General features: G+C 61.2%; 24 protein-coding genes. 9 read left to right on the top strand and 15 right to left on the bottom strand.

Annotated elements, in window-relative coordinates:
- Window positions 1-8 precede the first annotated feature (8 nt).
- Window positions 9-455 (bottom strand): anthrone oxygenase family protein, encoded by a 447-nt coding sequence (locus AC1RO0_RS27500; protein WP_498595727.1) that lies wholly within the window; start codon window positions 453-455, stop codon window positions 9-11.
- A 65-nt stretch (window positions 456-520) separates the two neighbouring features.
- The gene (locus AC1RO0_RS27495) at window positions 521-889 is read right to left on the bottom strand and encodes an antibiotic biosynthesis monooxygenase family protein (RefSeq protein WP_498595726.1); all 369 of its coding nucleotides are present in this window, start codon (window positions 887-889) and stop codon (window positions 521-523) included.
- Window positions 890-984: 95 nt separating this feature from the next.
- On the opposite strand from AC1RO0_RS27495, the gene AC1RO0_RS27490 reads away from it, so the two are divergent.
- A complete protein-coding gene (locus AC1RO0_RS27490; RefSeq protein ID WP_498595725.1) occupies window positions 985-1,458 on the top strand; it encodes a MarR family winged helix-turn-helix transcriptional regulator in 474 nt (157 codons plus the stop codon).
- Window positions 1,442-1,969: a cytochrome b gene (locus AC1RO0_RS27485; RefSeq protein WP_498595724.1), complete on the top strand. Its 528-nt coding sequence runs from the start codon at window positions 1,442-1,444 to the stop codon at window positions 1,967-1,969. Before AC1RO0_RS27490 ends, AC1RO0_RS27485 begins: the two co-directional genes overlap by 17 nt.
- A gap of 80 nt (window positions 1,970-2,049) precedes the next feature.
- On the opposite strand, the gene AC1RO0_RS27480 is transcribed toward AC1RO0_RS27485, so the two are convergent.
- The gene (locus tag AC1RO0_RS27480; RefSeq protein ID WP_498595745.1) at window positions 2,050-2,679 is read right to left on the bottom strand and encodes a TetR/AcrR family transcriptional regulator; all 630 of its coding nucleotides are present in this window, start codon (window positions 2,677-2,679) and stop codon (window positions 2,050-2,052) included.
- A 129-nt stretch (window positions 2,680-2,808) separates the two neighbouring features.
- On the opposite strand from AC1RO0_RS27480, the gene AC1RO0_RS27475 reads away from it, so the two are divergent.
- The 4 genes from AC1RO0_RS27475 (at window position 2,809) to AC1RO0_RS27460 (ending at window position 8,648) form a co-directional block, all read left to right on the top strand.
- Window positions 2,809-3,888 (top strand): efflux RND transporter periplasmic adaptor subunit, encoded by a 1,080-nt coding sequence (locus tag AC1RO0_RS27475; RefSeq protein ID WP_498595723.1) that lies wholly within the window; start codon window positions 2,809-2,811, stop codon window positions 3,886-3,888.
- Window positions 3,885-4,970 (top strand): efflux RND transporter periplasmic adaptor subunit, encoded by a 1,086-nt coding sequence (locus AC1RO0_RS27470; RefSeq protein ID WP_498595722.1) that lies wholly within the window; start codon window positions 3,885-3,887, stop codon window positions 4,968-4,970. Before AC1RO0_RS27475 ends, AC1RO0_RS27470 begins: the two co-directional genes overlap by 4 nt.
- Window positions 4,967-8,035 carry an efflux RND transporter permease subunit gene (locus AC1RO0_RS27465; RefSeq protein WP_498595721.1) on the top strand — a complete coding sequence of 1,023 codons (3,069 nt, stop codon included), beginning with the start codon at window positions 4,967-4,969 and terminating at the stop codon, window positions 8,033-8,035. Before AC1RO0_RS27470 ends, AC1RO0_RS27465 begins: the two co-directional genes overlap by 4 nt.
- 199 nt (window positions 8,036-8,234) lie before the next feature.
- Complete coding sequence (locus AC1RO0_RS27460; protein WP_498595720.1) at window positions 8,235-8,648, top strand: hypothetical protein; 414 nt, start codon at window positions 8,235-8,237, stop codon at window positions 8,646-8,648.
- A 64-nt stretch (window positions 8,649-8,712) separates the two neighbouring features.
- Here AC1RO0_RS27460 and AC1RO0_RS27455 read toward each other — a convergent pair whose 3' ends face one another.
- From AC1RO0_RS27455 to AC1RO0_RS27410, 10 genes are all read right to left on the bottom strand, one after another.
- Window positions 8,713-10,215: an aldehyde dehydrogenase gene (locus tag AC1RO0_RS27455; RefSeq protein WP_498595719.1), complete on the bottom strand. Its 1,503-nt coding sequence runs from the start codon at window positions 10,213-10,215 to the stop codon at window positions 8,713-8,715.
- Between the two features lie 11 nt (window positions 10,216-10,226).
- Complete coding sequence (locus tag AC1RO0_RS27450; protein WP_498595718.1) at window positions 10,227-11,810, bottom strand: GMC family oxidoreductase; 1,584 nt, start codon at window positions 11,808-11,810, stop codon at window positions 10,227-10,229.
- A gap of 92 nt (window positions 11,811-11,902) precedes the next feature.
- A complete protein-coding gene (locus AC1RO0_RS27445; RefSeq protein ID WP_498595717.1) occupies window positions 11,903-12,202 on the bottom strand; it encodes a putative quinol monooxygenase in 300 nt (99 codons plus the stop codon).
- Window positions 12,202-13,716: an amidase gene (locus tag AC1RO0_RS27440; RefSeq protein WP_498595716.1), complete on the bottom strand. Its 1,515-nt coding sequence runs from the start codon at window positions 13,714-13,716 to the stop codon at window positions 12,202-12,204. Before AC1RO0_RS27440 ends, AC1RO0_RS27445 begins: the two co-directional genes overlap by 1 nt.
- A gap of 77 nt (window positions 13,717-13,793) precedes the next feature.
- Window positions 13,794-14,495 carry an ABC transporter ATP-binding protein gene (locus AC1RO0_RS27435; RefSeq protein WP_498595715.1) on the bottom strand — a complete coding sequence of 234 codons (702 nt, stop codon included), beginning with the start codon at window positions 14,493-14,495 and terminating at the stop codon, window positions 13,794-13,796.
- The gene (locus tag AC1RO0_RS27430; RefSeq protein WP_498595714.1) at window positions 14,492-15,220 is read right to left on the bottom strand and encodes an ATP-binding cassette domain-containing protein; all 729 of its coding nucleotides are present in this window, start codon (window positions 15,218-15,220) and stop codon (window positions 14,492-14,494) included. Before AC1RO0_RS27430 ends, AC1RO0_RS27435 begins: the two co-directional genes overlap by 4 nt.
- A gap of 1 nt (window position 15,221) precedes the next feature.
- On the bottom strand, window positions 15,222-16,271 hold the full coding sequence (locus AC1RO0_RS27425) for an ABC transporter permease subunit (RefSeq protein ID WP_498595713.1): 1,050 nt from the start codon (window positions 16,269-16,271) through the stop codon (window positions 15,222-15,224).
- Window positions 16,271-17,137, bottom strand: a complete 867-nt coding sequence (locus AC1RO0_RS27420) for a branched-chain amino acid ABC transporter permease (protein WP_498595712.1) — start codon at window positions 17,135-17,137, stop codon at window positions 16,271-16,273. The genes AC1RO0_RS27425 and AC1RO0_RS27420 overlap by 1 nt, the downstream gene beginning before the upstream one ends.
- A 67-nt stretch (window positions 17,138-17,204) precedes the next feature.
- Window positions 17,205-18,443 carry an urea ABC transporter substrate-binding protein gene (locus tag AC1RO0_RS27415; RefSeq protein WP_498595711.1) on the bottom strand — a complete coding sequence of 413 codons (1,239 nt, stop codon included), beginning with the start codon at window positions 18,441-18,443 and terminating at the stop codon, window positions 17,205-17,207.
- A 68-nt stretch (window positions 18,444-18,511) separates the two neighbouring features.
- Window positions 18,512-19,561 (bottom strand): substrate-binding domain-containing protein, encoded by a 1,050-nt coding sequence (locus AC1RO0_RS27410; RefSeq protein ID WP_498595710.1) that lies wholly within the window; start codon window positions 19,559-19,561, stop codon window positions 18,512-18,514.
- A 289-nt stretch (window positions 19,562-19,850) separates the two neighbouring features.
- Between AC1RO0_RS27410 and AC1RO0_RS27405 the strand changes: the two genes are divergently transcribed.
- From AC1RO0_RS27405 to AC1RO0_RS27395, 3 genes are all read left to right on the top strand, one after another.
- On the top strand, window positions 19,851-20,261 hold the full coding sequence (locus AC1RO0_RS27405; protein ID WP_309550658.1) for a MarR family winged helix-turn-helix transcriptional regulator: 411 nt from the start codon (window positions 19,851-19,853) through the stop codon (window positions 20,259-20,261).
- 293 nt (window positions 20,262-20,554) lie between these two features.
- The gene (locus AC1RO0_RS27400; protein ID WP_498595709.1) at window positions 20,555-21,064 is read left to right on the top strand and encodes a (2Fe-2S)-binding protein; all 510 of its coding nucleotides are present in this window, start codon (window positions 20,555-20,557) and stop codon (window positions 21,062-21,064) included.
- Window positions 21,061-24,618, top strand: coding sequence for a molybdopterin cofactor-binding domain-containing protein (locus AC1RO0_RS27395; protein WP_498595708.1), 3,558 nt, complete (start codon window positions 21,061-21,063; stop codon window positions 24,616-24,618). The genes AC1RO0_RS27400 and AC1RO0_RS27395 overlap by 4 nt, the downstream gene beginning before the upstream one ends.
- Window positions 24,619-24,657: 39 nt before the next feature.
- On the opposite strand, the gene AC1RO0_RS27390 is transcribed toward AC1RO0_RS27395, so the two are convergent.
- Complete coding sequence (locus tag AC1RO0_RS27390) at window positions 24,658-25,500, bottom strand: ferredoxin--NADP reductase (protein WP_498595707.1); 843 nt, start codon at window positions 25,498-25,500, stop codon at window positions 24,658-24,660.
- A 141-nt stretch (window positions 25,501-25,641) separates the two neighbouring features.
- Window positions 25,642-26,088: a MarR family winged helix-turn-helix transcriptional regulator gene (locus AC1RO0_RS27385; protein WP_498595706.1), complete on the bottom strand. Its 447-nt coding sequence runs from the start codon at window positions 26,086-26,088 to the stop codon at window positions 25,642-25,644.
- Window positions 26,089-26,122: the final 34 nt, after the last annotated feature.

Genomic DNA, 26,122 nt, shown 5'->3' with positions numbered 1-26,122 from the left:
CCCGCCTCTCAGCGTGCGACCGCCAGAATGCCGAGCACCGAAGCCATGGCAGCAAGCGCGATCCGTACATTGTGGATCAAGAGCCAGGTGTCGAGCCGCGCGGAGACCTGATCGAGAGGCACCGACTTGGCGGCAAATTGCCCGTTGCTCGGGACGAACCAGGCAAGGGTGAGCACCAGAACAGCCGCGATGCAGGCGATCGCCCCCAGCCAGAACACTCGTGCTCCTCCCTCGCTCCAGCCAAGCCAGAGAGAGCCGATGAGACCAATGAGGGTCGGGGCGACCACGAGCGGAATCGCGCGCGCAACAAACTGACCATTCTGGCTGAACCAATCAAGAAAGTCGGAGGCCGGGAGGCTTTTCCAGTAGCCGCCAAGCGTCACGCCGATCGCCAGCATGACGCCGGCGAACATCGCGGAGCCGGAGATGGCGAGAATGTTGAATAGGAGCCGCATCGGACTCTCTCCTGTCGTCGTTGATTTCATTCTTGATGATGCCAACGCTACGGGTGACGTTGGCTCTAAGCCACGCAAATGCCCGGAACGGCGATCTTCTGGAACAGATGCGGGGAGGCAATCGCCGAGGATGGATAGGTCGAGAGCTTCTCCCTGAACTCCGGATGCGTGAACGCGGCGCGAAAATCAGCCATCGTCTCCCAGACGGCATAGTTGAAATAAGTCGGGCTTTCGCCGATCGCGCGGTGAAGCTGGGTCGAGATGAAGCCCGGTTGCCGCTTCATGAAGGCCGCGTCGTCCTGCCATACCTTGAGGAAAATCTGCTCATCCGCCTTATCGAGCGTGAAGACGTTCACGAGGATGACGGGGGCGGAATCGACCGCGACCTGGCGTTCGATAGGAAATGAGGGGTCCATTGGACGCATTTGCGACATGGCATACTCCGTTCGATGTGGTTACATGATGTCAATCTGGCATGACAGAGATAATATATTGACATGATGATGTCAAATTGATTATATGGTGACAAATGAGCGAAACCAAACTGACCCCCGCCGCAACTGCCTTGACCGACCTGATGCTGGACCTGTTCAGGCTCAACAGCCGCGTGCTCGCCTCCGGCGACAGGCTTGTTGCCCCCCTTGGCCTGACGAGTGCCCGCTGGCAGATCCTCGGCGCCATCATCACGGCTGGCCGACCGCAGCCAGTCGCATGGCTGGCGCGCGACATGGAAGCCAACCGCCAGAACGTCCAGCGCATCGTCAACGATCTGGAAAAGGATGGGCTCATCGCTTTTGAAGCCAATCCGCATCACCGGCGGGCGCAACTCGTCGTGCTGACAGACAAGGGCAAGCAGACATTCGACGCCGCCATGCGCCTGCAGGCGCCGTGGGCCAACGAACTCTCGGACGGGCTGCAGGTCGAGGACATCGAAACGATGCGCAGGGTCATGGCCGCGATGCGCAGCAAACTGGAAGGAAACGGAGATGAAGAGCACGCCTGATCGTTACGGCACGGTCGCAATCTCAATTCACTGGATCAGCGCCATTCTGATCCTGGCTCTGCTCGGCTCCGGTTTCCGGGCCGCCAATGCCATGGATGCCGCCACCAAGGCCGGTCTCCTGCGTTTTCATATTCCGGTGGCGATCACCGTTCTGCTTCTCACCATCTTGCGCATCATCTGGTGGCGGTTCGATCGGAAGCCGCTTCCGGTGAAGGGATCGCCGGCATGGCAGGAGCGCGTCGCCCGCTGGGTCCATATCGCCTTCTACATCGTCATTCTTGGCATGATTGCCAGCGGCATTGGCATGATGGTCCTGAGCGGTGCCGCCCCGGCGGTCTTTGGCGAAGCCGGTGCCGCGCTGCCGAACTTCACCGATTATCCGCCACGCGCGCCACATGGCCTGGGCGCCTTCCTGCTGGTCGGGCTTCTCATTTTCCACGCGGGGGCAGCCCTCTACCACCAGTTCGTTCGTCACGACGGGCTGCTTCGGCGGATGTGGTATGGCGGCTGATCAGGAATATCCTCAATCTACCCTGTCGCTGCGTCCTGCTCGAAGGCCGGCGATCGACAGCCGTCTCATTCGCAACCGGCTCAGTCCCTTGCGATCAATCCGTGGAGAATGACATCCACATGCGCCTCAAAAAACGCTTCCACGTCCTGCGGCTTGCGATCGGCAAAGAGCATCTGCCATACGGACAGCATCATGGTCGCCCCTATCGCGGCATCCGGGATCTTGATGACCGGCGCATTTCGAAATTCGCCGGCAGCAACACCTCCTTCAAGGATATCCCTTGCCGCCTCTATGAGTGGCTTGATGAATTCATCATGGTTACGGTCCACCACATGCGGGAACCGCGAGCCTTCCGTGAGAACGAAGCGCAGCAGTTCTCTCGTATTCCGGTCCATCACGATACGATCGTAAAACAGGCGGATAAATGCCCGGATCCTCGAGGAATAGGGTCCGCTCAGGTTTTTCGCGCCGGCGCTGACATCGGAGAACGGGACGGAGATATGGCGGATCATCTCTTCAAACAGCCGCTCCTTCGTCTCGAAATAGAAATAGATCGTCCCTTTGGTAACGCCGACACGACTGGCGATGTCCTCGATGCGCGTCGCCACATAGCCGCGCTCGACGAACTCCTCAAAGGCGGCTTCGAGAATTTCCTGAGGACGCTGTGCTTTGCGTTGCGCCCGCTGTCCAAGTTGTTTTTCCGCCGGCATGCAACCTCCTCGTTTTCTTAGAAAATCATGATATAACAATCTTGATTGTAACACATTATTTCATTGACTAGTCAGTCAGTCAATAATATTGGACAAGCGCAATCGCAAAAACCCGAGCTCGGGGGAAGTATGAAAAGATCAGCACCCATCATGGGGTTGCTCACACTGACGCTGGCCCTATCGTCCTGCGATCAGAAAGACGCGCCCGCCGTACAGGCGTCACAAAACGTCCGAACCATCGCGACAACGCTCAGCAAACCCACCGCACAGACAACCGTCACCGGCGAAGTGAAGGCCCGCATCGAATCGGAGCTTTCGTTTCGCGTCAGTGGCAGAATCATCGAGCGCAGCGTCGATGTCGGCGCCAGGGTCAAGGCAGGCGATCTCTTGGCGAAGATCGATGCCGAGGAGCAGCAGGCCGACGTCGACGTTGCGACGGCAAGCCTCCAGGCCGCCGAAGCGCAACTTACCCAGGCGCAACTCGCCGCGACCCGCCAGGAAAGCCTCTTCAAGAATCAGGTCACGACCCGCGCCGCCTATGATTCCGCCAATGAAGCGCTTCTGACTGCCCAGGGATCCGAGGAAGCCGCAAAGGCTCAGCTTGAGACCGCCAAGGATGCGCTTTCCTACACGGAACTGCGCGCCGACGCGGACGGGATCATCACGGCGCGCAACGCCGAGGTCGGTCAGGTGGCGCAGGCGGCGCAATCCGTCTTCACGCTTGCCCATGACGGCCCGCGCGACGCGGTTTTCAATGTCTTCGAATCGCTATTTCTGAAGGAACAGCCCGACAAGCAGGTCGTGGTTACCCTGCTGTCCGGTACACCCAAGCAGGTAACGGCAACGATCAGGGAGATATCGCCGACGATCGATGCCTCGACCGGCACCATTAAGGTCAAGGTCGGGCTGGATAATGGCGCGGACCTGCCGCTTGGCGCGGCCGTCTCCGGAACATTCAGCAAGCCGTCGCCGGAAGCCATCCTTCTGCCCTGGAGCGCCATGACGTCGGCGAGCGGCCAGCCAGCGGTATGGGTCGTCGACCCCGCGACGAGCGAAGTCTCCTTGCGGAAAATTCAGGTCGCCGAATATGAGACCGGACAATTCGCGGTCAGCGGCGGACTGAAGCCGCAGGAAGTCGTCGTCACCGAGGGTGGCAAATTCCTGCGCGCCGGCCAGCGCGTGGCCAGCTCCCAGGAGTCTGCGAAATGAGAAACGCCCTGATTGCAGCATCGCTATTGCTGGCCGCATCGACGTTATCTTCCTGTGACAGCAAACCCGCCGAGGCCGAGCAGAAAGTACGGCCGGTTCTTTCGACCATCATCAAATCGGTGCCGGTCGTCAGCCTGCAACTGCCGGGCACGATCGAGCCGAGGATCGAGACGGATCTTGGTTTCCGCGTTCTCGGGCGGGTCATCGCGCGCGACGTCAATGTCGGCGATCTCGTCACCAAGGGGCAAGTGGTCGCCGCCATCGATCCGCTTTCCCTCGAACTTGCCGTCCGCAGCGCCCGCGCCGATCTTTCGAACAGCCAGGCGCAATTGACCAATGCTTCGGCATCGGAGGAACGCCAGCGCGCGCTTGCCGAATCCAGATCGGGCAGCGAGGCAGCGCTTGAAAGCGCCGAGCAGGCGCAGAAATCGGCCGTCGCATCCGTCGCCAAGGCGCAAGCCAATCTGGCGAAGGCGGAGGAACAGCTTGGCTATGCCCAGCTTAAGGCGGAATTCGACGGCGTCGTCACCGCAACCTCGGCGGAAGTCGGTCAGGTCGTCTCGGCGGGACAGACCGTCCTCACGGTCGCCCGCCCCGACGTGCGCGAAGCGGTCATCGACATTCCGGAGGCAAGCCTCGACGGGCTGAAGCCGGGATCGCCCTTCGAGATCTCCCTGCAGCTCGATCCGACCATCAGGGTCACCGGCATCGTGCGTGAAATCGCCCCTGAATCGGAGGCAACCACGCGGACGAGACGGACAAAGATCACGCTCAGCAATCCGCCGGACGCTTTCCGCCTGGGCTCGATCATCACCGCAAGCGCCGTCATCAACGCGGAGCCCACCGTGTCCCTGCCATCGACCGCCATTCTGATGCAGGACGGCAAGCCGAATGTCTGGGTGATCAACACGGAAAACGCAACTGTATCCCGCAAGCCGGTCACCCTGGACAGCTCCTTTACCGATCCTGACCGCGTGCGGATTCTCGACGGACTCAAGATCGGCGACCATGTCGCGATTGCCGGCGTTCATCATCTGACAGACGGCCAGAAGGTCAAACTTACGCAGGAGAACCAGCTTTGAAGACCTTCAACCTCTCCGACTGGGCGCTCGAACATCGTTCGATGGTCTGGTATTTCATGATCGTCTTCATTCTCGCCGGCGTGTTTTCCTATATGGGGCTTGGCCGCGAAGAAGACCCTTCCTTTACCATCAAGACCATGGTCATCCAGGCACAATGGCCGGGAGCCTCCGCCGAGGAAGTCACCAAGCAGGTGACCGATCGCATCGAGAAAAAGCTGGAGGAACTCGAAACCCTCGACTACACCCATAGTGAAACCGTCGCAGGGCAGACGACTGTCTTCGTTGATCTGTTGCCGACGACAAAAGCCAAAGATGTCGACAATAACTGGGTTCGCGTCCGCAACATGATCGCGGATATCAAGGGCGATTTCCCGTCCGGCGTGGTCGGTCCGTTCTTCAACGACCGCTTCGGCGATGTCTACGGCAACATCTTTGCCTTCACCAGCGACGGCCTCACCCAGAGGCAGCTTCGCGACCGCGTCGAAGACGCGCGCGCCAGAATCCTGACGGTTCCGAATGTCGGCAAGGTCGATATCATCGGCGCGCAGGACGAGGCCGTCTACCTGGAATTCTCGACCCGCAAGATCGCGGCGCTCGGCATCGACCGATCCGCCATCATCTCGACGTTGCAAGCGCAGAACGCCGTCACCCAATCCGGCTTCGTGGAGGCAGGGCCTGAGCGCATCGCGCTCAGGGTCGGCGGCCAGTTCTCCTCGGAAGAGAGCCTGCGGGCCATCAACCTCAGGGTCAACGACCGCTTTTTTCCGCTGACCGATGTCGCGACCATCAAGCGCGGCTATGTCGACCCGCCATCCTCGCTCTTCCGTGTCAACGGCGAGCCGGCAATCGGTGTCGCCATCGGTATGAAGCAGGGCGCCAACCTGCTCGAATTCGGGAAGGCTTTGGAAAAGAAGGTCGACGAGATCGTCGCCGACCTGCCGGTGGGCGTCGATGTCCACCGCGTCTCGGACCAGCCGGCCGTGGTCGACGAGGCCGTCTCCGGCTTCACGCGTGCCCTGTTCGAAGCCATTGCCATCGTGCTTGCGATCAGCTTCGTCAGCCTCGGCCTGCGAGCAGGTCTCGTGGTCGCAATCTCCATCCCGCTCGTCCTTGCCATTACGTTCCTGGTGATGGCCTACTTGGGCATTTCGTTGCAACGCATTTCGCTCGGCGCCCTGATCATCGCGCTCGGTCTGCTGGTCGACGACGCCATGATCGCGGTCGAAATGATGGTGGCGCGCCTGGAGGTCGGCGACGACCTGCGCAAGGCTGCCACCTATGTCTATACCTCGACGGCATTCCCGATGCTCACCGGCACGCTCGTCACCGTTGCCGGCTTCATTCCGATCGGCCTCAACGACAGCTCGGCCGGCGAATTCACCTTCACCCTCTTCGTCGTCATCGCGGTGTCGCTGCTCGTCTCATGGATCGTGGCGGTTCTCTTCACCCCGTTGCTGGGGGTGACGATCCTGCCCAAGACCATGAAGAAGCATCACGACAAAAAGGGCTGGTTTGCCGCGCTGTTTTCGCGATTGCTGACGACGGCGATGCGCTTCCGTTGGGCAACCATCGCCCTGACCGTCCTTGCATTTGCCTTTTCCATCTTCGGCATGGGCTACGTGCAACAGCAGTTCTTCCCGTCATCGGATCGTCCGGAGCTTATCGTCGACTGGAACCTGCCGCACAACAGCTCGATTACCGAGACGAACCGGCAAATGGCCCAGTTCGAACGGGAAAAACTCGCGAACAACTCGGGCATCGACCACTGGACCAGCTATGTCGGCCAGGGCGCGCCGCGCTTTATCCTGTCGTTCGACGTTCAGACGCCGGACGTGACCTTCGGCCAGACGGTCATCGTCACGAAGAGCCTGGAGGTGCGCGACAAGGTGCGGGTGGAGCTTCAGGACTACCTCAACAAGACCTTCCCGGGCACCGACGCCTTCGTGAAGCTGCTCGACATCGGCCCGCCCGTCGGCAAGCCTGTTCAATACAGGATCAGCGGCCCGGACATCCAGAAAGTCCGCGGCATAGCGCAGGACTTTGCCGGCGTAATGGGTAGCAATCCGTCGCTGGCCGGCATCAACTTCGACTGGAACGAGCCGGCGCGGGTCGTCAAGATCGATGTTCTCCAGGATAAGGCGCGCCAGCTGGGCGTTTCGTCCGAAGACATCGCGACGGCGCTCAACAGCATCGTCGAAGGATCGAGCACCACCCAGATCCGCGACGACATCTACCTGATCGACGTGATCGGGCGTGCCCAGACGGCGGAGCGCGGTTCCATCGAAACGCTCCAGAACCTGCAATTGCCGGCCTCGAACGGAAAAGCGGTTCCCCTATCGGCCGTGGCGACCTTCCGCTACGAGCTGGAACAGCCGACCATCTGGCGTCGCGCGCGCATCCCGACGATCACGATCAAGGCCGGCGTCGTCGGTGCGATCCAGCCAGCAACGGTCGTCAGCCAGCTCGACGCCAAGGTCAAGCAGTTCGAGAAGACATTGCCGGTCGGCTATTCCATCGTCGTCGGCGGTGCCGTCGAGGAAAGCGCCAAGGCACAGGGACCGATCGCCGCCGTTGCACCCATGATGATTTTCATCATGGCGACGATCCTCATGATCCAGCTGCAGAGCTTCAGCCGGCTGTTCCTGGTCTTTGCGGTCGCCCCCACAGCCCTCATCGGCGTGGTCGTCGCACTGTTGATGAGCAATGCACCGCTTGGCTTCGTTGCGATATTGGGCGTGCTAGCGCTGATCGGCATCCTGATCCGAAACTCGGTCATCCTCGTGGTGCAGATCGAGCATCTGCGAGAAACCGGGGTCAGCGCATGGCATGCGGTGATCGAGGCAACCGAACATCGCATGCGGCCGATCATGCTGACGGCCGCCGCCGCGACCCTGGCTCTCATCCCCATTTCGCGAGAAGTGTTCTGGGGGCCGATGGCCTACGCCATGATGGGCGGCATCGTCATCGGCACCGTCCTGACGCTGCTGTTCCTCCCCGCCCTTTACGTGGCATGGTTCCGGATACCGAGAGAAGAAGCGGTCAAGGAACCGGAAGTATCCGCATAACCCAAGATAACAGACCCACGCCGCGCGCTATCGAGCGGCGTGGGTCTGTTGCCAGGCTCTAGACCGCTGCCCATGCGTCAAGGATCGGTGATGATCTTCCGTGGTGGGCAAGCGCAACCAGATAGCGAAAAACTGACTTTACTAATACCGTATTTATTGCAACATTCCCGGCATTCAAAAAATCGTTCGGGATGCGAATATGAAACGAGTTGTTGGAATGCTGATTGCTTTCGCCATGTCGGCCGGCGTGGTCAACGCAGCCTCATGCGAAAGCAATTTCAAGACGAGCGGAGTGCCGATGGTCACGGCTGTCAGCTACAAGACCTGGCAAGAACTCCCGAAGGCAAAGGCGGCAACGGTTCTGAAAACGCTTGCCCAAGCCGTTGCGGCAGAGGGTTTTTCCGGCATCAAAGTCGACCGGGAACTTTCGGCCATCGACGCTTATCAGGAAACCACAGGGTCCGGCAGAATTCAGACTCTCCGAGTGGTCGCGCGCCAAAAGGGCGCCGGCGTGCGCGTCGACGCGATCTTCGATATTCAAGCCGGCCAGGTTACGTCCAACAATGCTGTCCGTACGGGCCTTTGCAACATCGTGAACTCCGTATCGCGGTGAAAACCGGACGTTTCAGCGCGTAAACGATGCGGAAACGCCGATTGCCCGTTGACGATCTCGCGCCCTATCCGATCGTCGCCCAGACGCCCTTGGTCTGGGTGTAGGATGTAAGCGCATCCATGCATTTGTCGCGGCCGTTGCCGCTTTCCTTCCAGCCGCCGAAGGGAAGCTGCATGTCGCCGGTCATATAGCTGTTGATGTAGACCATCCCGGCCTCCACATCGCGCGCGAAACGATGCGCCTTGCCAAGATCCGAGGTCCAGATGCCGGCGGCAAGGCCAAAGCTGGTGTCATTGGCGATCGAAACGGCCTCCTCGAAACCATCGAAAGCGATGATGCTGGCGACGGGACCGAAGATCTCCTCGCGGGCGATGGTCATCTGGTTATTGACGCCGGTGAAGATCGTCGGCGAAACAAAGGCACCCTTTTCCAGCCCTGCCGGAATGCCGCCGCCGAGCACGCATTCCGCGCCCGCCTGCCTGCCGATGCCGATATAGTTCAACACCCGCTTCTGCTGGCCGAAATCCACCAGCGGTCCCATGCTGGTGTTCGGGTCCAGCGGATCGCCGGGCCGATAGCCCGTTTCGGCCTTTTCGCGGAAGATGTCGGTGAAGTCCTTGAGGATCTTGCGCTCCACCAGAATGCGCGAGCCGGCGCAGCAGACCTCGCCCTGGTTGCCGAAAATGCCCATGGCCGCCCAGGAGGCTGCGGCCTGGAGATCGGCGGCGTCAGCCATGATCACATGCGGAGACTTGCCGCCGCATTCGGTCGAGACCTTCTTGAGGTTCGACTGGCCGGAATAGACCATCATCAGCTTGCCGATCTCGACCGAGCCGGTAAACGCGATCTTCTCGACGTCGCGATGAAGCGCGAGCGCCTTGCCGGCCTCTGGCCCGAAACCATTGACGACGTTGAGCACGCCCTCGGGGCCTCCCGCCTCGACGAAAAGACGCGCGAGAAGAATGGCCGACAACGGCGACTGTTCGGCTGGCTTCAGCACCACCGAATTGCCGGCCGACAGCGCCGGAGCGATTTTCCATGCGGTCATCAGCAACGGGTAGTTCCAGGGCACGATGCACCCGACGACTCCAAGCGGCTGGCGCAGCACATAGGAAAGGATGTCGGGGGAGGTCGCGCCCACGCTTCCCTGCACCTTGTCGATGCATTCGGCGGTGAAACGAAAGCAGAGAAGCGCAAGCGGAATGTCCACGTTCAACATCTCGCTGATCGGCTTGCCCATGTCCATGGTGTCGATCAGCGCGAATTCCTCGCGATGCGCCTCGATGAGATCGGCAAAGCGCAGCATTATCGCCATGCGCTCGCGCGGCGCCTTTCGCGACCAGATACCGGATTTGAAGGCCTTTAGGCCGGATGCAACGGCGCGATCGATATCGGCGGCATCACCCTCAGCCACTTCGGCGATCACTGCGCCGTTCGCCGGATTGATGCTTTCGAACAGCTTGCCGGATCTTGCCGGCAGCAGCGTGCCGTCGATGAACAACCCTCCTTCGAGCTTCAGTTTTTCGGCCTTCTGATGCCAGGTCGCATTGGTGGAAACAGCGGTCATTTTCATTCTCCTCAAGCCGCAAGTATTTTCTGGCAGGTACGCTCGGCAAGCATGATCGTCGGCGCGTTGAGATTGCCGGACACCATTTTTGGAATGGCGGAGGCATCGGCGACGTGCAGACCTTCAAGGCCGTGTACCTTCATGGTGACGGGATCGGTCACGGCGAGCCTGTCGATACCCATCCGGCAGGTGCTGGAGGGATGGTAGAGCGTCGTCATGTGCCCACGGACATAATCAGCGATCTCGGCATCCGTCTCGCACTCCGCACTCGGCGACAGCTCGTAGTCGATGAGCTCTCTTATCGGCGATTGGGCGAGGATATCGCGGTTGATCCGCACGCCGGCGATCATGGTCGCAAGGTCCATGCCGTCGGAATCGGAGACGAAATACTTCGGATCGATCGCCGGATGCTCCATGGGGTCCGCCGAGCGCAGCCTGATCTCGCCCCGGCTGTTCGGTCGCTGGAGAACGCAATGGGCGGTGATGCCGGAGCGGCCGCCGAGGAAACGGGCATAGTCGCGATGCGGGCTGATGGCGCCGTAAAGCTGGAGATCGGGCTCGACGCCTTCCTGGCTACAGACGTGAGCACCCGCCGCTACCCAGGGCGAGGTGCGAATGCCGCTCCGATGGTCACGCCATTCCGCAAAACTGTCGTCAAGGATTTCCTCCGTCCACGCCCCGATCCCCATCGGCTCCCGAGCGTAGAAGGATATCGGGATATTCAGATGATCTTGTAGATCCTTGCCGACGCCGGGGAGATCGTGAACCGGCGTAACGCCTGCCGCTTCCAGCTCCGTGGCCGGGCCGATGCCGGACAGCATCATGATCTGGCATGTCCCGACGGCACCGGCCGCCATGACGACCTCGCTCGCCGCATAGGATGTGTCCGGAATGCCGTTCACCAGGTAGTTCACACCAACGACCCGGCCCTTCTCGATGATCAGACCGGTGACGAGAACGCCCTTCTTCAAGGTCAGGTTCGGCCGGTCGAGCACGGGGCGCAGATAGGCCTTGCCGGTCCCCCATCGTTCGCCATTGCGGATCGTGAACTGGAAGAACCCGACGCCCTCCTGGCTCTCGCCGTTGAAATCCGGGTTGAGCACAAAACCGGCCGCCTGGGCGGCTTCGAGCCAGAGACGCTCGTGCCTGTCGACATAAGGCACGTTGCCGACATGAAGCGGCCCGTCATTGCCGTGATAGGGATTGGTCTGGAAATTGGCATTGCTCTCGGCGGCGAGGAAGGCCGGAAAGACATCTTTCCACCCCCAACCGGCGCAGCCCATCGCCTGCCAGGCATCATAGTCCGACGGCAGGCCGCGAATGTAGATCATGGCGTTGAGCGCGCCGGACCCGCCGACCATTTTGCCGCGCGGCCAGAAGATGCGACGGCCCCGGCAACCGGGCTGCGGCTCGGTATAGTAGCTCCAATCGGCGCTCGTGTTGAACATCGTCACCCAATCGGACGGGATATCGGAGGCGACCAGCGCATCCCGCCCGGCCTCCAGTACCAGAACCTTTCGCTTCGCATCCGCGCTCAGGCGGTGGGCCGCCACGCAGCCGGCGGAGCCCGCACCGATAATGATCGTATCGAACATCATCCCATTCTTTCGTTGGAAAATCGGCAAACAGCCATGCGTTGTCCCGTGCCGGCGAACGCGACGTCGCCGGCACCTTGGGACGGTCAAAATCAGGCTTTCGCCGATGCTTCGAGCGCCGTCACCAGCGTCACCGGCCCGTCCAGGATCGGGCTTGCGATGGCAAAAAACACACCCACCGCATCCGAACCATTGTGGCGATCCATGGCGGCGCGATCCGTGAAGCGTTCATAGGTGGTGAACAGGCATGGATCGTCCTCGCTCTGGGAAATGAAGAAGCCGAGAGTTTCCGGCTCGTTCATGTTCACATGTGAAGCCACCGCCATCAGGGCGTCGCGCATGGTCGCCTCCTGCCCGGCCTTGACCCGGATGATCGCGCTGATGGTGTGCATCAGAACGACCTCCAGTCACCGTCGGCCTCAAAGGCGCTAGCCGCACGATAGATCGTGCTCTCGTCGTAATCCTTGGCGATCAGCATCAGCCCGACCGGCAATCCGTCCACGAGGCCGCAGGGCAAGGACATGGCCGGATGGCCGGTGACGTCGAAGGGGCTGGTGGACGCGGTCATCTCGAAGGCGCGCTCGATGATCTCGGACAGCGGCGCATCTTTCTCGGGCAATTTCGTTGCCACGCAAGGCAGGGTCGGCATCAGCAGCAGATCGTATTCACCGAAGACCGCGTCATAGGCAGCCTTCGCAGCAATAGCGATGTTGCGGGACTTGGCGTAGTAGCGCCCGCGATAGTGGGTAAGGCCCCACTGACCGACCAGCATGCAAAGCTTGAGGGTCTTCGACAGATCGTCAGCCCGGTTCCGCCAGGACGAATGCGCGTCCAAGAGACCGACATCATAGAGCCCCTTCCAGTTGAAGCCCATGCCGTTGCCATGCATCATCTGCACCATGAAGCCTTCCAGCGTGATCGGGTTCCAGGCCGCAAGCGCATTGAGATGATCAGGAATGGAGACCTCGGAGATTTCGGCGCCGAGGCCAGCCAGACGCTCGGCGCCCGCCCGCACCTTGTCGGCAACCGCCTCTTGCATGTTCGACACGGCAAAGCCTTCCTTCAGCAGGCCGATCTTCAGACCCCTGACACCCTTGCCGAGCGCCTCGGTATAGGACGAAACCTTCGGCGCATATTGGCGCGGATCGAAACCGTCGGCGCCGGCAAGCACTTCGAGCAACAGGGCATTGTCGGCCACGGTCGCAGTCATTGGCCCGGTATGGTCGATGGTCGATTCAATCGGCATGACGCCGGTATAGGGAACGAGACCATGCGTGGCCTTCATCCCGTAGATGCCGCAATAAGAGGACGGAATCCGGATCGAGCCGCCCTGATCGCCGCCGATCGCCATGTCCACTTCGCCGGCCGCCACCAGTGCCGCGCTGCCGGAGGACGAACCGCCCGCCGAATAGCCCATGCGGTGCGGGTTATGCACGGGGCCAGGATCCGAGGTATGGCTGCCGCCGGAGAGGCAGAAGTGCTCGCACACCGCCTTGCCGACGATCGTCGCGCCGGCATCGAGCATGCGGGTGACGATGGTCGCGTCGGCCGCCGGCACGAAGCCTTCGAGCGTCGTGGAGCCGTTCATCATCGGAACGCCGGCGAGCGCGACATTGTCCTTCAGCGCGACGGTTCGCCCCTTGAGCTTGCCCTCGGATGCGCCCTTTACCTCGCTCTTATAGGCCCAGGCCCCGTATTTGTTTTCCTCGAGGCCCGGCTTGTAGCCCGGAGTGCGCGGATATTTGGCCGGCGGCAGGGGATTGGGCAGCGAGTCGACCACATCATAGGCATCGAACATGCCGCCCATCAGAGAGTGATAGCTGGCGGCCTCCTCGGCGGACATATTCATGTGCAGGCTGGAGGCCAGCTCGACGACATCGGCAACGGTTGGACGGGTAATGGACATGAGTCATCCTTTCTTGTGAAGACAAGCGTTTCAGGTCGGATTTTCAGTGGGAACGGAGCCGGGGCGGCTCCGGTGAACTAGACGGGGGCCATGCCTACCTCCCCGGACAGGATCGCATCCCGATCGATTTCGCCGGTGATGCGCCCCTTCTGGATATGCAGGATCCGGTCGGACAGTGACGTAATGAATTCGAGGTTCTGTTCGACGACGATCAACGACAGTTTCCAGCGGCTCTTCAGCGCAATCAGCGTCTCGATGATCTCCTCGATGATCGACGGCTGAATGCCTTCAGTCGGCTCATCGAGAAGGATGAGCCTCGGCTTGGTGCACAGGCAGCGGGCAAGGGCCAGAAGCTGCTGTTCGCCACCGGAAAGCGCTCCGCCACGACGATCGAGCAGACGCACGAGACGTGGAAAATCCTGAAGAACGGTATCGATGATCGATCGGTCTTCCTTCCGCGCCGCCACAAGCCCCATCCGCAGGTTTTCATAGACGGAAAGCTCCGGAAAGATTTCACGCCCCTGCGGCACCAGCCCCATGCCGAGCCTCGACCGCTCGAAAGGTTTCATCCCCGTCACGTTGCGGCCGGAGAACTCCACCGTGCCGGCGGTGGCGGGCAGATGCCCCATGAGAGTCCGCATCAGCGTCGTCTTGCCCATGCCGTTATGGCCGAGGATGCCGAGATATTCGCCCTCCTCCATCACCATATCCACACCGGCGAGGATCGGAATCCGCCCATAGCCGGATCGCAGGTCCTTCACGCTCAGAAGCTGTGTCATGCGACCACCTTCTTTCCGAGGTAGATGTCCCGCACCCTCTGATCGGCAAGCACGCGGTCGATCGTGTCTTCCACCAGCACTTTGCCCTGATGAAAGACCGTGACCTTCTTGGCGATCAGCTTGATGAAAGCCATGTCGTGCTCGACGACGATGATGGCACGCGACTGGTTGATGTCGCGGATGATCTCGGCGGTTCTGAGTGTCTCTTCGTCCGTCATGCCGGCGGCGGGCTCGTCGAGCAGGATGAGATCCGGCTCAGCGGCGAGTACCATGCCGATCTCGACCCATTGGCGCTGGCCGTGCGACAGCGTCGCAACGACCCTGTCGGCGAAGTCGCTCAACCGGATCAGGGAAAGCACGCTCTCCACCATGGGTGCGAGCCCCCTGGGCGTCGCCTTGCGGCGGGCCGCCATCCAGATATTTTCGCGGACACTCAACCCGTTGAAGACGCTCGGAACCTGCGTCTTGATGCCGATCCCCATGCGGGCGATCTCATGCGGGAGCTTTCCCGCTATCGGCTGGCCCCGGAAGGCGATCGTCCCCGATGTCGGCGTCTGCTGGCCGGTGAGCGATTTGAAGAAGGTGCTCTTGCCGGCACCGTTTGGGCCGATCAGGCAGCGTAGCTCCATCTCGTCAAGGGTGAAGTTGATGTCGTCATTGGCGACGACGCCGCCGAAACGCATGGTCAGATTTTCTGTCTTGAGAAGCAAAGTGGGGGCTGGCATGTCACTTGGCTCCTACAGGCTGGACGGAGGGTTCCTGCGCTGGATTGGCCGATCTCGGCTCGATCTTGGGAACGAGACGCAGCAGAAGGTCGCGGACGGTCGGCACCAAGCCCTTGGGCAGCAGCAGCACGAAGAAAATGAGAACCGCGCCCAGGACGAGGTTCGAATTCAGGGTCTGCTGCGAGCCGATGGCGGCAACGGCATATTCGATCAATATGCAGCCGATGATCGGGCCGAGGAGCGTACCAAGACCGCCGATGGTGATCCAGATGATGATCTCGGCCGACAGCGACAGGCTGAAGATCGTCGGCCCGACGAAGGCGCCCCAATTGACATAAAGGGCGCCAGCCAATCCCGCGATCGCGCCGCCGATCACGAAAGTCACCAGCTTGATCAGACGTGGGTCATATCCCAGCAGGGAGGCACGAACCTCGTTTTCCCGGACGGCGACCACGACACGGCCGAAAGGGCTCGCCAGAATGAGGCGCAGCAGGAGGTAGACAGCAATGAGCGCACCGCCGGTCACCCACCATGATTGCTCCGGCGACAGCGGGGTCGAAGGATCGAAAGGCATATTGAAGGTCGGCACCGCCGGGATGCCGTTGAAGCCTCCCAGCATCGCGGTGCCGATGTGATATTCGTTCCCCGACGTCGAATTGATGACGTTGAACAGGATCAGGGTCACCGTCAGGGTGATGACCCCGAGATAGACATCGGAGATCCGCCCGTAGAAGACGAAGTAACCGAGCAGCGCCGAAAACACCGCCGGGATGAACAGGGCCAGCATGATGCCTTGCGTGGAATCCTGGAAATTGATTGCGGAGATCGCATAGACATAGCCGCCGAGGCCGAAGAAGGCCGTCTGTCCGAAAGACAGAATGCCGCCAAAACCCCAGATGAAAGCTAGGCTGAGCGACAGCACCGCCATGGCGGCAAACAGCGTGAACTGCATCAATGTAAAGAGTTCGAGCTGGCCGGGTGCGATGGCGACGGCGATGATGGCGGTGAGAACGGCCAGGCTCTGGGCAATCAGGCGAAGACGCGGCGTCATCACAGGTTCCCCTTGAAAAAGCGCCCGGAAACGCCCTGGGGCAACAGCCGGATCAGGACGATAGCCGCAGTGAAGACGATGACCTCGCCATAGACGGGGGTGGTGAGATAGGCGCCGATCTGGTTGATGCTGCCGAACAGGGTCGCCGCCGAAAGTGTTCCGGACAGAATGGCCGCGCCGCCGCCGACAACCGTGATGAAGGCCTTGGCGACATAGGCGCCGCCCATGACCGGCGTGACGCCCGATACCGGCGCCAGCAGGCCGCCGGCAAGGCCAGTAATGGCAGCGCCGGCCGCGAAGGTCGTCATATAAACACGGGCCGGATTGACGCCGAGCGTGTTGGCCATGGCCGGGTTCTGCATGGTGGCGCGCGCGATCAGGCCGAACCTAGTGTAGCGCATGACGGCATAGACCAGGGCTATCATGATGATCGCCATCGCCAGCAGGAACAGCGTGTAATAGCTCGACCGATAGGCGCCGATCGAGAAGCCGCCGAGCGGCGTCGGCACGCCCTGAATGGTATTGCCGAAGATCGTCGTGACGATGCCGATGATCAGCAGGCTCAATCCCCAGGTCGCCAGCATGGAATCGACCAGCCGCCCGTAAAGAAAGCGGATCAGGCAGCGCTCGACGATAAGCCCGACCAGTCCGACGAAAAGCGGCGCGACAACCAGCATGGCGACCCAGATGTTGACGCCCGCATTGGCGGAAATAACCGTGGCATAGGCGCCGAGCATGATGAACTCGCCATGCGCCAGATTGATGATCTTCATCATCCCGAAGATGATCGCCAATCCCAGGCATAGGAGGAACAAAGAGGCCGTGCCGTTAATGACGTCGAGCGCCACTATGATGTAGATATCCAAAATCGAGCTCCTTTCTCGCGAAGACTGCGGATTGCCCAGGCTTTGCCGCGCAATCCGCCGGCGGGCTTCAGAAGCTGATGACGTATTGCTTGTTGTCGGCCGGATTCTTCACCAGATCGCAGACGCTGGCCGTGTCGAGTGGCTTGACGTCGGGAAAGCTCTCGAGAACGCTCCACTTGCGATCCTTCACCTCTGCGAGGAAGGCGTTGCGCGTAGTGTGATGGGTCGCGTGATCGAGGGTGGCGGTGCCGGTAGGCCCGGCAAAAGAGAGACCCGATTCCAGCGCATCGACGACCTTGGCGCGGTCGATGCTGCCGGCCTTGCGCACGCCTTCGGCCCAGAGCTGCGCCCCTTCATAGGTGGCCGCGGCAAGCTCGCTGATATAGGGCGTATCCGGATGGGCCTTCTTGATCTTCTCGACGAAGCTTTTGCTCGCGGGCGTATCCAGTTCCTCGAAATAGCCGTAGGCGCCCAGGATGTTCTCACTTTCCGCCGCATCCAGTGTCGTCGGCTCGTTGACGAGGCCAAAGGTGGTGGAGGCAATCGGGATCTGCCCCTTCATTCCGGCGGAAGTCCACTGCCGATAAAAGGCGGTGTGGTTGCCGCCCACGAGAGCCGACAGGATGAGATCGGGCTTGGCCGCCTGGATCTTGGAAATGGTCGGGCCGAAATTGGTGACATCCAGCGGGAAGAAGTCGATAGAAGCGACCTCACCACCATTGTCCTTGACATATTTGGTCATCCACTTCGCGGTGATCTGACCGTAATTATAGTCGGCGGCGATGATGTAGACCTTCTTGCCGCCCTTCTTCATGGCTGCGGGTACCAGTTTTTCGACGGTCTGCGCCGGCGTCGTGCCCGTGCAGAACGTATTGCGGTCGCAGACGCCACCCTCATAAAGCACGTTGTAGAAATAGAGCACCTTGAATCGGTCGAAGGTCGGGCGGACGGCCTCGCGCGAGGCCGAGGTGATGCCGCCGTGAACAACGGCGACCTTGTCCTTCAAGGCCAGCTGCTGGGCATATTGCGAATACATCTGGATGTTCGATTGCGTGTCGTAATGCACGATCTTGACCGGCCGACCAATAAGGCCGCCTGCCGCATTGATCTCATCGACCGCTAGCTGAAGCGCATGCACCATCGGTACCCCGGACGCCGCAATCGGGCCGGACTGGTCGTGCAGGCTGCCGATCAGGATGGGGTTGTCCGCGCCAAGAGCCGAATGACGAAGGATCATGGGGGCGGTGAGGAGCGTGGCGGAGGCGAGCGCGGAGCGATGCAGAAAGCGGCGGCGAGACAGGTGCATTGAAGAGTTCCCCTTGTTGCTTATGGCGGGGATACTTAAATCCGCAATATTTGAAAAATCAAGTTATTTTATGCACTGGTGAGAATTCTGAAATCGTAGCCGTCCAGACGCGCGACATGCACAGGATGGCGCCCGCCGACCACCGCCCGGGGCTCGCTGCCACGAGCGGTGCGTTGCTGCAGGATGCGGCCATAGAGGCGTCCGAGCTGTTTGGTATCGAAGCCGCCAGCCTCTTCGACAAGGGCGGCCAGGGAATAGACGCCTTCGTAGCAGGATTGCCCGAAGGCATTGGCCGGCGGCGGATTTTCACCATAGGCCATGTGATAGCGCTCCAGGAAAGCGCCGTTGTTGCGAGACCGGATCGATGAAAAATAGGCTGAACTGGCGTAAAGATTTTCCGTCTCGTGCGGCGCAAGGCCATAGACGATGGTCTCGTCGATCGCCGAGGTGAAGCGCAAGACGCTGGAGCTCAGGCCCGCCGCACAAAAAGCCCGGTTGAAGACAATGGCGTCGGAACCGAGGAAATAAGGCAGGACGACATCCGTGCGCGTCGTCTTGATGCGATCCAGGATTTCATCATAGTCGAGCACGCCGACGGGAACGAAGCCCTCTCCCGTGACAATACCGCCGGCACGCTGGATAAGTTTCCGCGCGATGGAGAGGCTCGAGCGCGGCCAGACATAATCATTGCCGCAAAGAAAATAGCGGCGCGCGCCCGTCTTTTCCGAAAGCCAATTGATCGCCGGTGCCAGGAGCTCGTCGGCCGTCTCTCCGGTGGTCATGACCTGCCGCTCCGGCGCAAAGCCTTCGAATTGCGGGGTATAGACGAACGGCACCGTGTCATTGGTCGCGGCGGCGACGGCTTCGCGCGCATAGCTCGGCAGCATTCCGATGATTCCATGAATGCCATCGAAGCGGATCGCATGCTCCGCCGCGCGGCCGGCGGTCTCGCTCGTCGGCCCGGCATCGATAACCGAAAGCTCGACAGGCCGGCGCAAGATTCCGCTCGCACGGTTGATCTCGTCAACCGCCAGACGGCCGCAAGCCTCGGCAGACGGCGCCCATAATCCCGCCGAACCACTTTGAGGAGTGAGCAGACCAAGCCGAATCGTGAACAAGACCGTTGCCTTTCATCTTCGTCGCTTCGCCAGGAATTTATGAAAGCAGGAAATGTGCCAACCCTTCTTGGCCGTCTGTTTGCACCCCTCGGACGGCCATGGACCGCCGCAAGCCATCAGATTCAGACCCTTGAGAGGCGCCGACAGCGATTGTGCACAAAAAACGACAGGACCGGATGCTCAGTTGTTAAGCATATTAGCCCAATCGCCGGCTTGATCATTTGAGTTTGAAAATTTATATGGAAAGGAAAATATTGAAAATGAATATATGCACGCGAGGATCAACCAAGTGCAACTGACGCGCCTCATTTGCGGCGTCAACCGCAAGCTCGAGCAGGCCATGGAGGCACATCTGAGACCGGTTGGCCTGTCCATAGAACAATACAGGGTCCTGGAAGCGCTCGACGAACATGACGGCATGTCGATGGGAGAGCTGGCGGCCAGGGTTTTCGTCGATTCACCGACCCTGACCAAGATCATCGACAAGATGGTCGCATCTTCCGACGTCTATCGCGCGCCCGACGCCAAGGACCGGCGCAAGGTCCTTATTTTTCGCTCGAACAAGGGCAAGGACATTTTCCTGACACTACAGGGCCTCAGCACGAAGGCCCAGCAGGATGTGATGAACATATTGGGCCACAAGGAAGCAGCCGATCTTTCCAATCTGCTTTCCGAGGTTTTCCAGAAGCTGGATCAGTAAGCAATCGGTTAGAACCCAAAGATATCGGGGCACTCAGAACTGAAGTCTTCCGGATGACGTCCCGCATGCAAGATAAAGCAACATCGCCATAAATAGTTTTCAAGCTCTGCCCATTGACAGATAGCCGCCCCGCGGCAATCATTCGTATACAAACGAAGGGCGATTAAGACCCTTGGGAACAGAGCGATGATTATCTTGACAAAGCGCGGCGGCGACTGCTCGGTTTCGCATGGCTTCTTGCCGTCGGGGCGGATGAGTATCCATTTCATCGCGCTTGCAACGGGAAGGGAGACGTGGTGAAGACTCGTCCGATCGCCCTGGATGTCAATGGGCACCGCCACACGCTCGATCTGTCCCCCGAAACGCCACTCCTCTACATCCTGCGCAACGATCTCGGTCTCAACGGGCCGAAATTTGGATGTGGTCTCGGCGAATGCGGCGCTTGCGCGGTGCTGATCGGCAAACGCGCCGTGCGCGCCTGCACGATATCGGTCGCCGCCGCCGAAGGACGCGCCATCGTCACCCTTGAGGGTCTCGGCACGGAGGATAGACTGCATCCGGTGCAGCAGGCCTTCATCGAAAAGCAAGCCGCGCAATGCGGCTATTGCCTGAACGGCATGATCATCGCGACGACAGCCCTGCTCCTTCGTAACGCGCAGCCGGACGAGACCGCCATTCGCGCAGCCCTCAGCCGCCATCTCTGTCGCTGCGGCACGCATATCGAGATCCTCGCCGCCGCCCGCCGCGCCAGCGAGCTGATGGCCGCCCTTCCCTCCTCGGCAATCGCGGAGGATGCGCCATGACCGCGCCGCAGGAGATGCCTCGCGCCCGCTATCTCGAAGCCAATGAAATCCTGCTGGTGGTCAAGCCTGGCGATGCACTCCAGCCTGACATCTTCCTCGCCCTTCATCCCGACGGGACCGCCAGCGCCTTCAATGGTCATGTCGATCTCGGCACCGGCATCCGAACGGCTTTGGCGCAAATCGTCGCCGAAGAGCTCGATCTGCCTTTCGAACAGGTCCGCATGGTGCTCGGCAGCACGACGGCAGCGCCCGATCAGGGTGCGACGATCGCTAGCGAAACCATTCAGGTGACGGCGATCCCGCTGCGCCAGGCCGCGGCAACCGCGCGGCGCTGGCTTCTCGAACAGGCGGCTCTTCGCCACGGCGTCACGCCACAGACACTCTCGATCGAAGACGGCATCATTCGTCCGGATGCATCGGCCAATTGGTCGATCACCTTCGGAGAGCTGATCTCAGGGCGCCACGAGCGGATCGCCATCGACGTCACCGCGCCGACAAAGCCGGTGGAGAACTACCGGATCGTCGGCAAGCCGCAACCGCGTAACGACATCGCCGCCAAGGCGACGGGACAATGGACCTATGTGCATGACGTCCGCGTACCGGACATGCTGCATGGCCGCGTCGTCCGCCCGCCCTATGTCGGCTTCGACCATGGCCCGCATGTCGGCCATAGCTTGATCTCCGTCAACGAGGCCTCGATCGCCGATATCCCCGGTCTGGTCGGGGTGGTGGCGATCGGCGATTTCGTCGGCGTCGTCGCCACGCGCGAGGAGAATGCCGCCGAGGCCGCGCGCCGGCTCGAAGTCGTCTGGCGCGACCCGCCGCTATTGCCCGACCTCAACGATCCGGAACAGGCGCTCCGCGACAACCCTGCCACGAAGCGCATTCTTGCCGATCAGGGCGATGTCGAGCGCGCGCTCGAAGGGGCGTCACCGCGTTTCGACCGCAGTTACATCTGGCCCTATCAAATGCACGGCTCCATCGGTCCATCCTGCGCCGTCGCCGATTGGCACCCGGAGCGGCTGGTCGTCTGGTCGGGCACGCAGAACCCCTATCCGATGCGTCGCGATCTGGCGCTTCTTCTCGACATGCCGGAAGAGGCCGTGCTCGTCGAACGGCTGGAAGCGGCCGGCTGCTACGGGCGCAATTGCGCCGACGACGTGACAGCCGACGCCGCCCTGCTGTCACGCGCGGTCGGCCGACCGGTGCGCGTACAACTCACCCGCGAACAGGAGCACGGCTGGGAACCGAAGGGCGCTGCGCAGGTGATCGACGTGCGCGGCGGGCTCGATCTCGAAGGCGGGCCGGCGGCCTATGATTTCGAAACGCGCTATCCGTCGAACCTGTCGCCGACGCTTGCCCTGATCCTGACCGGCAAAGCCTCGAACATTGCGACCGTGGCGGAGATGGGCGACCGCACGGCGATCCCGCCCTATGCCTTCAGCAATATGCGTATCGCCGTGCAGGACATGCCGCCGATCGCGCGGGCCTCGTGGTTTCGCGGCGTTTCGGCCATGCCGAACAGTTTTGCGCACGAAAGCTACATCGACGAACTCGCCTTCGCGGCCAAGGTCGATCCGGTCGAATACCGGCTGCGCTATCTGAAGGATCCAAGAGCCGTCGATCTGGTCCATGCCGTCACCGAACGCGCCGGCTGGACGCCGCGCACTGAGCCGGGAACGATGGGCGGCGAAGGCGACCTGCTCTATGGCCGGGGCTTTGCCTATGCGCTCTATGTCCACGGCAAGTTCCCGGGAACGCCGGCCGCCTGGTCGGCCTGGGTCGCCGATGTCGCCGTCAACCGCAAGACCGGCGAGATCGCCGTCACACGCGTCACCGTCGGCCAGGATTCCGGCATGATGATCAATCCGGACGGCGTGCGCCACCAGATCCACGGCAATGTCATCCAGTCCACCAGCCGCGCGCTGAAAGAGAAGGTGGATTTCTCCAGCACTGCGGTCGAAAGTGCCGAGTGGGGCGGCTATCCGATCATCACCTTCCCGGAAGTGCCTGAGATCGACGTGCTGATGTTGTTGCGCCAGGACGAAGAACCGCGCGGCGCCGGCGAATCCGCCTCGGTGCCGTCAGCTGCCGCCATCGTCAACGCCGTCTTTGATGCGACCGGCATCCGGTTCCGCGAACTGCCGCTGACACCGGAGCGCGTGCTTGCAGCCCTTGGCGAAACACGCCCGGCACTCGCTCCGCCGGCACCAGTCAGGAAATCATGGTGGCGGAGAGGATCGATGTTCGCCGGAGCAGGCGGCATCGTCGCTGGCGTGCTCGCCGGCGGCATTCTTGCCGCCTCGCCCTGGCGCGGTGCCTACCCCGAAATCACGCGACCGGACCCCGGCACCTACAGCGCCGCCACGATCGAACGCGGACGGTTGGCGGCGGCGGTCGGCGCCTGCAATGTCTGTCATACCGGAACGGACGGAACACCCTTTACCGGCGGCCGCGCCTTCGACACGCCGTTCGGCGTGGTCCATGCCACGAATATCACGCCCGACGCTGAAAACGGCATCGGCGCCTGGTCCTATCCGGCTTTCGAACGGGCAATGCGCCAAGGCGTGCGCCGGGATGGAAAGCATCTCTATCCGGTCCATCCCTACCCCTCCTTTGCCGGCGCTACCGACGCGGATCTCCAGGCACTCTATGCGTTCCTGATGACGCAGACACCTTCTGACGCAAAGGCTCCGGAGAATGCCTTGCGCTTCCCCTTCAACATCCGGCCCTTGCTGGCCGGCTGGAATATGCTTTTTGCTGGCGGACGGACGGTGCCGGCGGATGCAACGAAGAGTGAAGGCTGGAACCGTGGCGCCTATCTCGTCGAGACGCTCGGCCATTGCGGCGCCTGCCATACGCCGCGCAATGCGCTTGGTGCGGAAAAGAAGGGCGACTTCCATCTTGCGGGTGGCATCGCGGAGGGCTGGGATGCACCGGCGCTGAACGGCGCGGGCCCCGCCCCCGTCGGCTGGAACCAAACCGCTCTCTACGACTATCTGCGCACCGGTACAGCCAAGGGCCACGGCAGCGCCGGCGGGCCGATGGGTGCAGTCGTCAAGGCGCTCGCTCCGCTTCCGGACAGCGATATCCAGGCCATGGCGACGTATCTGGCAAGCTTCTCGGGGCAGACTGAAGAGGATGTCGCCGCGCAACAGACTGCCACACTTACCAACGTGAAGGCGGCGGAGGCCACGGCAGCACGGATCGCGCCGGTGGGGGCAAGGCTGTTCGAGGGTGCCTGTTCAGCCTGTCACACTGAGACCTCGCCGCTCGGATCGCTCGCTCTCAATAGCAACCTGCACGCTGACAGGCCCGACAATGTCCTGCTGACGATGCTGCACGGAGCGGAGGCGCCGGCGCTGCTTGCCCATAAGGCGGGCACGGATGCCGCCGAGATCATGTCGATGCCGGCTTATGGCGAAAGCCTTAGCGATCGCCAGTTGACCGACCTCGCAACCTATCTGCGCGCCCGCTTTGCCCCCGGCAAGCCTGCATGGCAGGAACTTGGCGTGGCGATCGAACGCGCTCGCGCCGTCCAGCCGATGGATTGAGATAGACGCGAATTCCGCCTCCGCGCTTTAACGGCTCACTTAACCGACGAAGGCGCGCTCGATGACGAAGGTGGCCGGGGCATTGTTGGCGCCTTCGATGAGACCGAAGGATTCCAGAACAGCCTTGGTATCCTTCAACATCGCCGCCGAACCGCAGATCATGCCGCGATCCTCATTCGGATTGATGCGCGGCAGGCCGGTCTCTTCGAAGAATTTACCGCTGGTCAAAAGATCAGTGATCCGGCCCATGCGCGCAAAAGGCTCGCGCGTCGTTGTCGTATGCAGGCGCAGCCGCTCGCCGACAAGCTCGCCGATCAACGGATCGTCCTTTAGCGTCTCGACCATCTGCGTAATATAGGTGAGCTCTTCCACGTCACGGCAGGTCTGGATGAGGACGATTTCCTCGAATTTCTCATAGGTTTCCGGATCGCGGATCAGGCTTGCGAAAGGCGCAACGCCGGTACCGGTCGACAGGAGATAGAGCCGCTTGCCCGGGATCAACGCGTCGAGCACCAGTGTGCCGGTCGGCTTCTTGCGCATTAGCACGGTATCGCCGGGGACGATTTTCTGCAGGTGCTCTGTCAGCGGACCGTCCTGCACCTTAATGGAATAGAATTCGATCTCCTCGTCCCAGAAGGGGCTGGCAATGGAGTAGGCGCGGAAGACTGGCTTTTCGGCATTCGGCAAGCCGATCATGATGAACTCGCCCGAACGGAAGCGGAATTCCGCCGGCCGCGTGATGCGGAACTTGAACAGCCGGTCGGTGAAATGCCGGACCTCGGTCACCGTCTGGACGAAGACATTGGCGGGGATCGGAAAGGCCGGCGCGGAACCTGCCTGCTGACCGTCAATGATGACTGCTTCTTCCGTTGACAAGCTCATCCGTCTTCCCTCGCCTTGGTCACTCATATTCATTTGTACACGAATGAATTTTACTGCGCAATCCATTCCTTGCGCCGACGACATGATGTTTCATCATCGACGAACGCAGAGGAATGGGAGCGAGGGCTTTGGGCCGGCTGGTCAGCAGATTTTCTGCAGCAATTCGAGGAACATCATCCGCTCGCCGGAGGTAAGCGGCGCCAATGTCCCCTCGGTTGCCACAAGCGCCGCGCCGACATTCGCGGCGATGACGGCAAGGCCGTCTTCGGTCAGCGACAGGACGACCCGGCGGCCATCATTCCGGTCCGGCGCGGTGGCAACGAAGCCGCGCTTCACCAGGCGATCCACCACTCCTTTGATGGTCGCGACGTCCATCGCCGTCTCGCGCCCAAGCTGGTTTTGCGAGCAGGGCTGGATTTCCTTGAGCTTCGAAAGCGCCGACCATTGCGTCGTCGTCAGCTTGTCGCCGATGGCACTGGCGAAGATTGCCACATGCCGCTGGTTGGCCTGCCGGAGGAAGAACCCGACCTGCCGATCGACATGGTATTCGGGCGCGGCGGATTGTTTGTCTTCAAGCGATTTCTGCATTTGTCCCGCCCCGGTTCCGCGCATATGGCTGCGA

This window comes from Rhizobium sp. GW821-FHT14E12 (assembly GCF_058803745.1).
The sequence above is the reverse complement of the archived record's forward strand: the minus strand, read 5'-3'. Positions and strand labels throughout refer to the sequence as shown.

Bases quoted from the DNA above. Each gene is read 5' to 3' on its own strand.
- AC1RO0_RS27385 (WP_498595706.1), bottom strand. From the start codon at position 26,088: ATGCAGAAATCGCTTGAAGACAAACAATCCGCCGCGCCCGAATACCAT.
- AC1RO0_RS27485 (WP_498595724.1), top strand. From the start codon at position 1,442: ATGAAGAGCACGCCTGATCGTTACGGCACGGTCGCAATCTCAATTCAC.
- AC1RO0_RS27415 (WP_498595711.1), bottom strand. From the start codon at position 18,443: ATGCACCTGTCTCGCCGCCGCTTTCTGCATCGCTCCGCGCTCGCCTCC.
- AC1RO0_RS27500 (WP_498595727.1), bottom strand. From the start codon at position 455: ATGCGGCTCCTATTCAACATTCTCGCCATCTCCGGCTCCGCGATGTTC.
- AC1RO0_RS27440 (WP_498595716.1), bottom strand. From the start codon at position 13,716: ATGTCCATTACCCGTCCAACCGTTGCCGATGTCGTCGAGCTGGCCTCC.
- AC1RO0_RS27475 (WP_498595723.1), top strand. From the start codon at position 2,809: ATGAAAAGATCAGCACCCATCATGGGGTTGCTCACACTGACGCTGGCC.
- AC1RO0_RS27395 (WP_498595708.1), top strand. From the start codon at position 21,061: ATGACCGCGCCGCAGGAGATGCCTCGCGCCCGCTATCTCGAAGCCAAT.
- AC1RO0_RS27435 (WP_498595715.1), bottom strand. From the start codon at position 14,495: ATGACACAGCTTCTGAGCGTGAAGGACCTGCGATCCGGCTATGGGCGG.
- AC1RO0_RS27445 (WP_498595717.1), bottom strand. From the start codon at position 12,202: ATGCACACCATCAGCGCGATCATCCGGGTCAAGGCCGGGCAGGAGGCG.
- AC1RO0_RS27450 (WP_498595718.1), bottom strand. From the start codon at position 11,810: ATGTTCGATACGATCATTATCGGTGCGGGCTCCGCCGGCTGCGTGGCG.
- AC1RO0_RS27490 (WP_498595725.1), top strand. From the start codon at position 985: ATGAGCGAAACCAAACTGACCCCCGCCGCAACTGCCTTGACCGACCTG.
- AC1RO0_RS27455 (WP_498595719.1), bottom strand. From the start codon at position 10,215: ATGACCGCTGTTTCCACCAATGCGACCTGGCATCAGAAGGCCGAAAAA.
- AC1RO0_RS27430 (WP_498595714.1), bottom strand. From the start codon at position 15,220: ATGCCAGCCCCCACTTTGCTTCTCAAGACAGAAAATCTGACCATGCGT.
- AC1RO0_RS27495 (WP_498595726.1), bottom strand. From the start codon at position 889: ATGTCGCAAATGCGTCCAATGGACCCCTCATTTCCTATCGAACGCCAG.
- AC1RO0_RS27470 (WP_498595722.1), top strand. From the start codon at position 3,885: ATGAGAAACGCCCTGATTGCAGCATCGCTATTGCTGGCCGCATCGACG.
- AC1RO0_RS27425 (WP_498595713.1), bottom strand. From the start codon at position 16,271: ATGACGCCGCGTCTTCGCCTGATTGCCCAGAGCCTGGCCGTTCTCACC.
- AC1RO0_RS27480 (WP_498595745.1), bottom strand. From the start codon at position 2,679: ATGCCGGCGGAAAAACAACTTGGACAGCGGGCGCAACGCAAAGCACAG.
- AC1RO0_RS27460 (WP_498595720.1), top strand. From the start codon at position 8,235: ATGAAACGAGTTGTTGGAATGCTGATTGCTTTCGCCATGTCGGCCGGC.
- AC1RO0_RS27390 (WP_498595707.1), bottom strand. From the start codon at position 25,500: ATGAGCTTGTCAACGGAAGAAGCAGTCATCATTGACGGTCAGCAGGCA.